The 11,980-nt window shown below is 63.0% G+C and carries 8 protein-coding genes; 2 read left to right on the top strand and 6 right to left on the bottom strand.

Annotated elements, in window-relative coordinates; translation table 11 throughout:
- Positions 1–38 precede the first annotated feature (38 nt).
- A complete protein-coding gene (locus LOY54_RS21975) occupies positions 39–944 on the top strand; it encodes a TauD/TfdA family dioxygenase (RefSeq protein WP_258607909.1) in 906 nt (301 codons plus the stop codon).
- A gap of 84 nt (positions 945–1,028) precedes the next feature.
- Here the strand turns inward: LOY54_RS21975 and LOY54_RS21970 are convergent, their stop codons facing one another.
- From LOY54_RS21970 to LOY54_RS21955, 4 genes are all read right to left on the bottom strand, one after another.
- Entirely contained in the window at positions 1,029–2,276 is a 1,248-nt protein-coding gene (locus tag LOY54_RS21970) for an OprD family porin (RefSeq protein WP_408980534.1), read from the bottom strand.
- Positions 2,277–2,527: 251 nt separating this feature from the next.
- Positions 2,528–3,982, bottom strand: a complete 1,455-nt coding sequence (locus LOY54_RS21965) for an AdeC/AdeK/OprM family multidrug efflux complex outer membrane factor (protein ID WP_045197503.1) — start codon at positions 3,980–3,982, stop codon at positions 2,528–2,530.
- A complete protein-coding gene (locus LOY54_RS21960; RefSeq protein WP_045197505.1) occupies positions 3,979–7,131 on the bottom strand; it encodes an efflux RND transporter permease subunit in 3,153 nt (1,050 codons plus the stop codon). The genes LOY54_RS21965 and LOY54_RS21960 overlap by 4 nt, the downstream gene beginning before the upstream one ends.
- A 3-nt stretch (positions 7,132–7,134) precedes the next feature.
- Positions 7,135–8,286: an efflux RND transporter periplasmic adaptor subunit gene (locus LOY54_RS21955; protein ID WP_258607908.1), complete on the bottom strand. Its 1,152-nt coding sequence runs from the start codon at positions 8,284–8,286 to the stop codon at positions 7,135–7,137.
- Positions 8,287–8,545: 259 nt separating this feature from the next.
- On the opposite strand from LOY54_RS21955, the gene LOY54_RS21950 reads away from it, so the two are divergent.
- Positions 8,546–9,178 carry a TetR family transcriptional regulator gene (locus LOY54_RS21950; RefSeq protein WP_045197509.1) on the top strand — a complete coding sequence of 211 codons (633 nt, stop codon included), beginning with the start codon at positions 8,546–8,548 and terminating at the stop codon, positions 9,176–9,178.
- 49 nt (positions 9,179–9,227) lie between these two features.
- Here the strand turns inward: LOY54_RS21950 and LOY54_RS21945 are convergent, their stop codons facing one another.
- On the bottom strand, positions 9,228–10,685 hold the full coding sequence (locus tag LOY54_RS21945; protein ID WP_408980533.1) for an MDR family MFS transporter: 1,458 nt from the start codon (positions 10,683–10,685) through the stop codon (positions 9,228–9,230).
- 78 nt (positions 10,686–10,763) lie between these two features.
- Positions 10,764–11,957: a 4-hydroxybenzoate 3-monooxygenase gene (gene pobA / locus LOY54_RS21940; RefSeq protein WP_093379954.1), complete on the bottom strand. Its 1,194-nt coding sequence runs from the start codon at positions 11,955–11,957 to the stop codon at positions 10,764–10,766.
- Positions 11,958–11,980: the final 23 nt, after the last annotated feature.

Here is an 11,980-nt window from a genome sequence, read left to right as displayed (position 1 = left end):
CGGCACTTAGCGCAACCTAGCCAGATGAGGGTCAAACCATGAGCAATGCCGCACGCGCCGTAGTACCTGTCACCCATACCCTGGAGATTCACCCGGTGGCCGGGCGCATCGGTGCCGAGATTCGTGGCGTCCAGTTGAGCGCCGACCTTGAACCGGCCGTGATCGAGGCCATCCAGGCTGCGCTGGTGCAGTACAAGGTGGTGTTCTTTCGCGCCCAGACCCACCTTGATGACCAGGGGCAGGAGGCCTTCGCGCACCTGCTCGGCGAGCCGATCGCCCACCCGACCGTGCCGGTGCGCGAAGGCACCCGCTACCTGCTTGAGCTTGATGGTGGCGAAGGGCGCCGGGCCAATTCCTGGCACACCGACGTGACTTTCGTCGATGCCTACCCCAAGGCGTCGATCCTGCGCTCGGTGGTGGCACCTGAATCCGGCGGCGATACCGTCTGGGCTAACACCGCCACGGCTTACCAGGACCTTTCCGCCGAGCTGCAGGCCTTGGCGGACCAGCTCTGGGCGGTGCACAGCAACGAGTACGACTACGCCGCTGCCAAACCCAACGTGAGCCTTGAGCAGCTGGAAAACTACCGCAAGATCTTCACCTCGACGGTGTACGAAACCGAGCACCCGGTGGTGCGCGTGCACCCGGTCAGCGGCGAGAAAAACCTGCTGCTAGGGCACTTCGTCAAACGCATCAAGGGCTATTCGCAGAGTGACTCGGCGCACTTGTTCAACCTGCTGCAAAGCCATGTCACCCGGTTGGAAAACACCGTACGCTGGCGCTGGCAGGCCGGCGACGTGGCGATCTGGGACAACCGTGCGACCCAGCATTACGCAGTGGACGACTATGGCACCCAGGGCCGGGTGGTGCGCCGGGTGACCTTGCAGGGCGATGTGCCGGTGGGGGTTGCCGGGCAGCGCAGCCGCACGACTCGCGGGGCTTGAAGCCATCGCGGGTCAAGTCGAGTCGTCGCACCGCCGCTCCCACAGGTGTCCCAAATACCTGTGGGAACTGGCGTAGCAGCAGATTCAGAGAATACCGATCGGATAACTGATGATCAGCCGGTTTTCGTCAAAGGCGTTGGTGCTGTAGTCCCGGCGCATGGTCGAGTTGCGCCATTTCAGCGACAGGCTCTTCAAGGTCCCGGACTGGATTACATAAGCCAGCTCCGATTCCCGCGCCCATTCCTTGCCATCGCTGATGGCGCCGGTATGCACGTTGTCGCCGCTGATGTAGCGGTTCATCAGGGTCAGCCCGGGCACGCCGAGGGCGGCGAAGTTGTAGTCGTGACGCAACTGCCAGGAGCGCTCCTGGGCGTTGTCGAAGCTTGAGTTGTAGCTGTCGTTGGCCAGCGTGCCACCACTGGTGCCATTGACCCGCATCCAGGCATCGTCGCCGCTGACTTTCTGCAGGCCGACATAGAAGGTACTGGCGCCGTACTTGGCCGAGAGCATTGCCGAGGCAGTGCGGTTGTCCAGTTTGCCTGCGCGTTCGGCGCCGTCTTCCTTGCCGATGAAGTAGCCGAGGTTGGCGCCCAGGGTCCAGTCGCCCAGCGGCTGGCTGTGCACCAGATTGAGGTACTGCTGGTTGTAAATGTCCTTGAGCTCGGCGTTCCACAAACCGATCATCGTGCGCTTGTCGTTGAAGCTGTATTCGCCACCGGCAAAGTTGAAACGGTCGGAGGTGAAGGCCGCGCGGCCGTTCATCGACATGTCTTCCATGCTCGCATCGTTACGCGGGCTGTTGCCGCGAAACTGCCCGGCGTACAGGGTCAGGCCGGCGATTTCCTGCGAGGTGAGCTGGCCGCCACGGAAGGTCTGCGGCAGCGAGCGGCCGTCGTCGGAACGCAGGATCGGCAGCACCGGCATCCATTCGCCAACCTTAAGCTCAGTGTTGGAGATCTTCGCCTTCAGCGCCACCCCCAGGCGGCCGAAGTCGTCGGCCGGGCGGCCATCATCGTGCACCGGCAGCAGGTGGGTACCCGCTGTGCCCTTGCCGCCATCGAGCTTGACCGAGTACAGGCCCAATACATCCACGCCAAAACCGACCAGGCCCTGAGTAAAGCCGGAGCGGGCGTCGAGGATGAAACTCTGGGTCCATTCCTCGCCCTTGCCCTGGGGGTTGGCAGGGTCGACGAAGTTGCGATTGATGTAAAAGTTGCGCAGGTTGAGGCTGGCCTTGGCGTCCTCGACAAAGCCGCCTTCGGCCGCGAGGGCGGGCAGGGCGCAAGTCATTGCCAGCAAGCCGGGAAGCAGGTGTCGTGCGGGTGTGGTCATCGTCAGTTGTCTCTTGTTTTTATGTAAGCCGAAGCCATCCGCTGCGACGCTTGGAGGTCACAGGCCGGGCTACGATCTTTGGGAATACGCTTTGGAAAAGCTGCGAAGCGATGGTGCGGCGGCGGGCGGGGATGAATCAATTCGTTACGGGCGGAATTGGGCGATAATCGAACGGTAACTGTTTGGTTAATTCATTCTACGGGCAAAAAAAAGCCCACCGCCAAGGGTGGGCTCTTCTACAGCACAGGGCCTCAGCCTTTCGGCGTCTGGACCGCTGCCTGCTGCTGCGCCTGACCGGTCTGCTCGTACCAGCCGCCACCGAGGGCCTTGTACAGGTTGACCTCGCTGACCAGCTGCGACAGGCGATCGCTGATCAACGACTGCTGGGTGTTGAACAGCTGACGCTGGGCGTCGAGGAAGGTCAGGTTGCTGTCGATACCGATGCGGTAGCGACGCTCGGCCAGGCGGTAGTAGTCCTGGTTGGCGGCAACCAGATCACGCTGGGCCTGCAACTGCTGGTTGAAGGTCTGGCGCGCGGCGAGGCCATCGGAGACTTCCTGGAAGGCGGTCTGGATGGTTTTCTCGTATTTCGCGACGTTGATGTCCTTCTGGATCTTCGAGTAGTCGAGGCTGGCGCGCAGGGCACCGGCGTTGAAGATCGGCAGGTTGATCTGCGGCTGGAACAGCCAGGTGCCCGAACCACCCTTGAACAGGCCGCCCATGTCCGGGCTCAGGGTGCCGGCATTGGCGGTCAGGCTGATGCTCGGGAAGAACGCTGCGCGGGCGGCGCCAATGTTGGCATTGGCGGCCTTGAGCAGGTGTTCGGCTTCCTGGATGTCCGGCCGGCGTTGCAGCAGGTCGGACGGCAGGCCCGCCGGCACTTCGGCCAGCAGGTCGCTGTCGAGCTTCTGCGCGGTCGGCAGGTTGGCCGGCACGCCGGTGCCGAGCAGCACGGTCAGGCTGTTGAGGTCCTGGGCAACCTGGCGCTGGAACTGCGCCAGCTTGACCCGCGCGCCCTCAACCGAGGTGCGTGCCTGGCTCAGGTCCAGAGCCGAGGCCACCCCCACTTCATTGCTACGCGCGGTCAGCTGATAGCTTTCCTCGTAGGTCTTGAGGGTGTCTTCGGTCAGCTTGAGCAGTGCCTGGTCGGCCTGCCAGGTGAAGTAGGCGTTGGCCACACTGGCCACCAGGCTGATCTGCGTCGAGCGCCGGGCTTCTTCGCTGGACAGGTAGTTCTCCAGCTGTTGCTCGGTCAGGCTGCGCACCCGGCCGAATAGGTCGAGCTCGTAGGCGCTGACCCCGAGGGTCGCCGAGTACTGGCTGGTGATGCCCGATTCGCCGGTTTGCGACATGTTCGCCGGCATCCGCTGGCGGCTGCCGCTGCCATTGGCCGAAACCGCCGGGAACAGGTCGGCACGCTGGATGCGGTATTGCGCACGGTAGGCATCGATGTTCAGCGCCGCGACCTTGAGGTCGCGGTTGTTGACCAGCGCGGTCTGGATCAACTGCTGCAGCGCCGGGTCATGGAAGAACTGACGCCAGCCCTGTTCGGCGGCGGCCACCTCGGCCGACTCGGTCGGCGAGTAGGCAGGGCCTTGCGGCCACTGCGCGGCCACCGGCGATTCCGGGGTCTGGTAGTCAGGGATCAGCGAGCAGCCGCCAAGAATGAAAGCGGTTACTGCCAGGGACAACAGGGACTTACTCATTGCCCGGCCTCATAGCGTGGAGTTTCAGGGGTGGCGTCCTCTTCGGGCTTCTTGCTACCGAACAGCGACGACACACTTACGAAGAACAATGGCACCCAGAAGATCGCCAGTACCGTGGCGGTGATCATGCCGCCGATCACCCCGGTACCGATTGCGTGCTGGCTACCCGAGCCTGCACCGCTGGAAATGGCCAACGGTACCACGCCGAGGATGAACGCCAGCGAGGTCATGATGATCGGCCGCAGACGCATCCGGCAGGCTTCGATGGCTGCGTCGATCAGGCTGCGGCCCTGCTCGTGCAGCTCTTTGGCGAATTCGACGATCAGGATCGCGTTCTTCGCCGCCAGGCCGATGGTGGTCAACAGACCCACCTGGAAATACACGTCGTTGGACAACCCGCGCAGGCTGGTGGCCAGCAGCGCACCGATGATCCCCAGCGGTACCACGAGCATGACCGCGATCGGGATCGACCAGCTTTCATACAGCGCCGCCAGGCACAGGAACACCATCAGCAGCGACAGGGCGTACAGCGCTGGCGCCTGGGAGCCGGACAGCCGCTCCTCGTACGACAGGCCCGTCCATGAGTAACCGATACCCGCCGGCAGTTGCGCGGCCAGGCGCTCGACCTCAAGCATGGCTTCACCGGTACTGTAGCCAGGGGCTGGTGCACCGAGGATTTCCATGGCTTCGACACCGTTGTAACGCGACAGCTTCGGTGCACCGTAGATCCACTCGCCCTTGGCGAAGGAGGAGAACGGCACCATCTCGCCGGCGGCGTTGCGCACGAACCACTTCTGCAGGTCTTCCGGGCTCATCCGTGCACCGGCTTCACCCTGGATGTAGACCTTCTTGACCCGGCCGCGGTCGATGAAGTCGTTGACGTAGCTGGCACCCAAGGCAATCGACAGGGTGTTGTTGATGTCGGCGATGGTCACGCCCAGGGCACTGGCGCGCTCGTCGTCGACGGTCAGCTGGTACTGCGGTTCATCGTTCAGGCCGTTCGGGCGCACTGCCGAGAGGATCTTGCTTTGCGCAGCCATGCCGAGAAACTGGTTACGCGCTTGCATCAGTTTTTCGTGGCCGACACCGGCACGGTCTTGCAGGAACACGTCGAAACCGGTGGCGTTACCCAGCTCCAGTACTGCAGGCGGGGCAAAGGCGAACACCATCGCGTCGCGGAAGCTGAAGAAATGCTGCTGGGCACGGTTGGCCAGGTTGAACACGTTGTTCTCGGCCGAACGTTCGCCCCATGGCTTGAGCATGATGAAGGCCATGCCCGAGCTCTGGCCGCGACCGGCGAAGTTGAAGCCGTTGACGGTGAACACCGAGGCAACGGTATCGGCTTCCTTGTCGAGCAGGTAGCTGCGCATCTCGTCGATCACCACCTGGGTGCGCTCGGCGCTGGAACCGGCCGGGGTCTGCACCTGGGCAAACAGTACGCCCTGGTCTTCCTCAGGCAGGAACGCCGTCGGAATGCGGGTGAACAGCCAGATCATGCCGACCACGATCAGCAGGTAGGCCAGCAGGTACGGGGCCTTGTGCCGCAGCATGTTGCCGACGCCGCGCTCGTAGCTGCGCACGCTGCGGTCGAAGTTGCGGTTGAACCAGCCGAAGAAGCCGCGCTTGGCAACGTGGTGCTCGCCCTTGGCAATCGGCTTGAGCATGGTCGCGCACAGTGCCGGGGTGAAGATCAGTGCCACCAGTACCGACAGGGCCATGGCCGAGACGATGGTGATGGAGAACTGTTTATAAATCACCCCGGTGGAGCCGCCGAAGAAGGCCATGGGCAGCAGTACCGCCGACAGCACCAGGGCGATACCGACCAGGGCGCCCTGGATCTGGCCCATGGACTTTTTGGTCGCTTCCTTGGGTGACAGCCCTTCTTCGGACATTACCCGCTCGACGTTCTCCACCACGACGATGGCATCGTCCACCAGCAAGCCGATGGCCAGTACCATGCCGAACATGGTCAGGGTGTTGATGCTGAAATCGAACGCCGCAAGAATCCCGAACGTACCCAGCAATACCACCGGTACGGTCATGGTGGTGATGATGGTGGCGCGGAAGTTCTGCAGGAACAGGTACATCACCAGGAACACCAGCACGATCGCTTCGATCAGGGTGTGGATTACCCCGCTGATCGACTCGGTCACCACTGGCGTGGTGTCATACGGGAACACCGCCTTCATGCCTTCCGGGAAGAACGGTTCCAGGTCGGTGATGGTCTGGCGCAGGGCCTTGGCGGTATCCAGGGCGTTGGCGCCGGTGGCCAGTTTCACCGCAAGGCCAGAGGCCGGCTTGCCGTTGAACTGGGCGCTGATTGCGTAGTTTTCACCACCCAGGCCGACCTTGGCGACATCGCTCAGGCGCACCTGGGAGCCGTCACGGTTGACCTTGAGCAGGATCTTCTCGAACTGCTCGGCGGTCTGCAGGCGGGTCTTGCCGATGATCGTGGCGTTCAGCTGGGTACCCGGCAGGGCAGGCAGGCCGCCGAGCTGGCCGGAGGACACCTGGACGTTCTGCGCGGCCACGGCGGTACGCACGTCGACCGGAGTCAGCTGATACTTGTTCAGCTTGGCCGGGTCGAGCCAGATGCGCATGGCGTACTGCGCACCGAATACCTGGAAGTCACCGACACCGGCAGTGCGCGAGATCGGGTCCTGCATGTTGGAGACGATGTAGTTGGCCAGGTCGTCCTTGGACATGCTGCCGTCTTCGGACACCAGGCCGATCACCAGCAGGAAGTTCTTCACCGCCTTGGTCACGCGGATACCCTGTTGCTGCACTTCTTGCGGCAGCAGCGGGGTGGCCAGGTTGAGCTTGTTCTGCACCTGGACCTGCGCGGTATCGGGGTTGGTACCCTGCTCGAAGGTCGCGGTAATGGTCATGCTGCCGTCGGAGTTACTTTCCGACGACACATAACGCAGGTTGTCGATACCGTTGAGCTGCTGCTCGATCACCTGCACCACGGTGTCCTGCACGGTCTGCGCCGAAGCGCCCGGGTAGGTCACGGCGATGGCGATGGCCGGCGGCGCGATGCTCGGGTACTGGTTGATCGGCAACTTGAGGATCGACAAGGCGCCGACCAGCATGATCACCAAGGCGATCACCCAGGCAAAGATCGGGCGATCGATAAAGAATCTCGACATGGTTTACTCCCCTTTGGCCCCTGCAGTCGTTGCATTGGCCTGGGTTGGCTGGGCAGGCTTGACGTTGGTGGCTTCGCTGACCTTGACCTCGACGCCCGGCTTGACGAACTGCAGGCCTTCGGTGATCAGGCGGTCGCCCGGGTTCAGGCCTTCCTCGATCAGCCAGTCGCTACCGACGGTACGGCTGGCCTTGAGCTGACGCAGCTCGACCTTGTTGTCCTTGTTGACGATCAACGCGGTCGGCTGGCCCTTGAGGTCGCGGGTCACGCCTTGCTGCGGCGCGAGGATGGCGGCGCTGTTGACCCCGGCAGCCAGGCGCGCATGCACGAACATGCCCGGCAGCAGGTTGTGCTCGGGGTTGGGGAACACGGCGCGCAGGGTCACGGAGCCGGTGGTCTGGTCAACCGAGACTTCGGAGAACTCCAGGCGACCTTCCTTGGCGTAGGTGCTGCCGTCTTCCAGGGTCAGGGTGACCTTGGCGGCGTTGTCGCCGACCTTCTGCAACTGGCCGCTTTCCAGCTCGCGGCGCAGTTTGAGCAGCTCGGCCGAGGACTGGGTGACGTCGACATAGATCGGGTCGAGCTGCTGGATAACGGCCATGGCGTCGGCCTGGCCGTTGTTGACCAGCGCGCCTTCGGTTACCGAAGAGCGGCCGATACGGCCGCTGATGGGCGCCAGTACCTTGGTGTAGCGCAGGTCGATCTGGGCACTGCGCAGCGAGGCTTCAGCCTGCAAACGTTTGGCTTGGGCGTCGTCGTATTCCTGGCGGCTGACAGCCTGTTCGTTGACCAGCTGCTTGTAACGCTCGGACAGCGAACGGGTCGATTGCAGGTTGGCCTGGGCGCTGTTCAGGGTCGCCTCGTACACCGACGGGTCGATCTGGTACAGCTGCTGGCCGTCTTTGACCTCGCTGCCTTCCTTGAACAGACGCTTGAGAATGATGCCGTTGACCTGTGGGCGAACCTCGGCGATGCGGTACGCAGTGGTACGGCCGGGGAGGTCGGATGTCAGGGTATAGGCCTGGGTTTGCAGGGTCACGACGCCGACCTGAGGAGCTTGCGCCGCAGGCGCCGCCTCTTCCTTTTTACAGCCGCTGAGCAGTGTTGCCAGGGCGACGGCGGAAACCAGAGCGGTAACAGCTGGCTTGAATTGCATGAAGATCCTCGGGTCGCAAGAGCTGAAGACGCTCAAGAATAATGGAAAGGGTGCGCTATAAAAAATGCTGTCGAGTGGATAAATAGCTTGCTAAGGAATATACTTACATTCATGGTTGTTTGTAAATACCTCGCAGGCGACGTGTTCAGCCAATGCGAGCCCCCAAATTAATACAGCCGGTAACAGCCTGCAGAGGCTGACCCGGCCCGACTCCCAGGCACCCTGCGTGCGTGCCCGGGCCTGATGAGGTTGTACTGCCATGGTCCGTCGAACCAAAGAAGAAGCCCAGGAAACCCGCGCCCAGATTCTCGAAGCTGCGGAAAAGGCCTTCTACAAGCGCGGGGTAGCGCGTACCACCCTGGCCGATATCGCCAAGGAGGCGGGTGTGACCCGCGGTGCTATCTACTGGCACTTCAACGACAAGGCCGAACTGGTGCAGGCCATGCTCGACAGCCTGCACGAGCCGCTGGACGCCCTGGCCCGGGCCAGCGAAAGCGAGGATGAACTCGACCCGCTCGGCTGCATGCGCAAGCTGCTGGTACGCTTGATGCACCAGATGGTGCTCGATCCGAAGACCCGGCGAATCAATGAAATTCTGCATCACAAATGCGAGTTCACCGATGATATGTGCGAGATCCGCCAGCAACGGCAGGCCTCGACGATCGAATGTCATGCCCATATTGCGTTGTCGCTGGGCAATGCAGTCAAGCGCGGGCAACTGCCCGCCGACGTGGACCCAGAGCGCGCAGCGCTGGCCATCTATGCCTATATAGACGGACTGATTCGCCGCTGGCTACTGCTGCCCGACAGCTTCGACCTGCTCAACCAGGCCGAGCAGTGGATCGATACCGGGCTGGATATGCTGCGCTTGAGCCCCGCCTTGCGCAAATGAGACTTTGTGAAGCTTTGTGATCATTTGTTTCCACGTCAGTTATAAGGTCTTACGGGCGGCCGCGCAATTGTCTGTCAGGCAAGGCCAGCGCCGCCGTCAGCCCCAGCAGTGAAACTGCCGCGCTGCCGAGCAGCAGGTTGCGAAAGGTCAGCAGCAATTCAGCCTGCATTGCCGCGGTCGGTTCGCCTGCCTGCAGGCTGCCAAGCAGGGCATCGCCGGCCAGGCTCAAGCCGCCCTGGGCCAGCATCGCCAGCAACAGGGTGGACATGATAGCCACGCCCATGGCCCCGCCCAGTGAGCGGAACAGGTTGGTGGTACTGGTGGCCACGCCGATATCTCGCGGTTCTACCGCACTCTGGGTTGCCACCAGCGAGGTGGGGAACTGCAGGCCCGAGGCAATGCCGGTCAACAACATGAACACGCCACTGAACCAGGCCGCCTGCGGCGGGCTGAAGGCCATGCCGACGATGGCAAACGGCATCAGCAGTGCGCCGCCGAGAATCTGCGGTTTGTAGCGCCCTGTGTGCGAAGTCATGCGGCCGCCGCAATAAGCGCCGATGGGCAAGCCGATGGCCAGCGGCAGCAGGTGCAACGCGGCGCTGTCGGCACCGGCACCGGTGATGCTCTGGTAGCGCAGCGGCATCAGCATGGTCAGCGAGATGGCCTGGAAGCTGGTAAAGAAAATCGTGCACCAGCACAGGGTGGCGATGCGATTGGCGAAGAACTTGAGCGGCAGCAGCGGTTCGGCGGTTCGCTGTTCATGCAGTACGAACAGCAGCAGGCCGATCAGCGCACAGCCGAGCAGGCTGGCCACTTGCGCAGAATCCCAGGGCTGGCCCTGGCCGATCAGGGTGATGCCCAACAGCAGGCTGCCCAGGCCAAGAATCAGCAGCGCGGCGCCGAGGTAATCGACCTGCGCCTTGCGTGTAGGCACCTGCAGGCTGCGCAGGGCTCGGCGGGTCACCCACCAGGCGGTCAGGCCCAGCGGCAGGTTGAGCCAGAACACCCAGCGCCACGACAGGTATTCGGTGAGTATTCCGCCCAGCACCGGCCCGGCGACACTGGCCAGGGCGTACATGCTGCTGAAATAGCCCTGGTAGCGGCCGCGTTCGCGCGGCGGCACGAAGTCGCCGATGATCGCCTGGCTGACCGAGACCATGCCGCCGGCGCCGATACCCTGCAGCACCCGCGCGAGCACCAGTTGCTCCATGTTCTGCGCCAGTGCGCAGAAGATCGACGCCAGGGTAAACAGCGCAGTGCCGGTAAGAATCATCCGCCGCCGGCCGTACAAGTCGCCGAGCTTGCCGTAGATCGGCACCGCTACGGTCATGGCCACCATGTAGCCGGAAATCACCCAGGCGAGCAGGCCGACGTCGTTGAATTGCGCCGAAATCGCCGGCATCGACACGGCGACGATGGTCTGGTCGAGGGCGCCTAGGAAGATCGCCAGCATCAGCGCGACGAGCACGCTGCGCAGCACCGGTTGCGGAGTGTTCAGTTGAGTCACGGGCCAGCTCGGGGGCAGGTGAAGCCCGCAGCCGTTACGCTGCGGGAACAGGTGCTGACCAGTCTACTCGATAGCTTGCTAAGCGTCTTCTTCGATTGGCTCGTAGGGCAGGCCGACGTAGTTTTCTGCCAGTGTTGTGCGACCGGCTGCGGAGCTCACGTAATACTCAAGCTCGGTTTGCTGGATACGCTGGCTGAAGGCGTCGCTGTCCGGGAATCGATGCAGCATGGAGGTCATCCACCAGGAAAACCGTTCGGCTTTCCAGATCCGCCGCAGGCAGATCTGCGAGTAGCGCTCGAGTAGATCGGTGCGCCCTTCGCCGTAGACCTTGCGCAGGATGTTGTACAAGGTGCTGACATCGCTGGCCGCCAGGTTCAGGCCCTTGGCGCCGGTGGGCGGGACGATGTGCGCGGCGTCTCCGAGCAGGAACAGCTTGCCGTACTGCATGGGTTCGACGACGAAGCTGCGCAGCGGCGCGATGCTTTTCTCGATTGACGGGCCGGTCACCAGGCGCTCGGCAAGATCCGTGGGCAGGCGCGATTTCAGTTCAGTCCAGAAGCGCTCATCGGACCAGTCCTCGACCTTTTCTTCAGCCGCCACCTGCACGTAATAGCGGGTGCGGGTCGGCGAGCGCATGCTGCACAGGGCGAAGCCGCGCTCGTGGCGGGCGTACACCAGTTCGTCGCTGACCGGCGGGGTATCGGCCAGCACGCCGAGCCAGCCGAACGGGTAGACCCGCTCGAAAATCTTCAGCGCCTCGGCGGGAATCGATTGCCGGGCGATGCCGTGGTAGCCGTCGCAGCCAGCAATGTAGTCGCAGTCCAGGCGCAGCACTTCGCCGTTTTTTTCGAAGGTCAGGTAAGGGTGCTCGGACTTCAGATCATGGGGTCGGACATTGTCGGCTTGATAGACCGTCACGGCGCCGCAGGCCTGGCGCGCTTGCATCAGGTCACGGGTGACTTCGGTCTGGCCGTAGATCATCACCCCTTTGCCGCCGGTCAGGCCCTTGAGATCGATGTGTTCGCGGCGCCCGTCGAAGGCCAGTTCAAAACCGCTGTGGGGCAGGCCCTCGGCGTCCATGCGCGCACCGACGCCGGCTTCGCGCAGCAATTGGACCATGCCTTGTTCCAGCACCCCGGCACGGATGCGCCCGAGCACGTAGTCGGCGCTCTGGCGCTCGACGATGACGTTGGCAATCCCGGCCTTGTGCAGCAACTGGCCGAGCAGCAGTCCGGCAGGGCCGGCACCGATAATGGCGACTTGAGTCTTCATGGTTGTTATCCCAGGCAAGCTTC

Origin of the sequence: Pseudomonas sp. B21-032 (assembly GCF_024748965.1) — a bacterium.
In the GTDB taxonomy this organism is placed as follows: Bacteria; Pseudomonadota; Gammaproteobacteria; order Pseudomonadales; family Pseudomonadaceae; genus Aquipseudomonas.
This window is presented reverse-complemented; position numbering and strand designations above follow the sequence as displayed.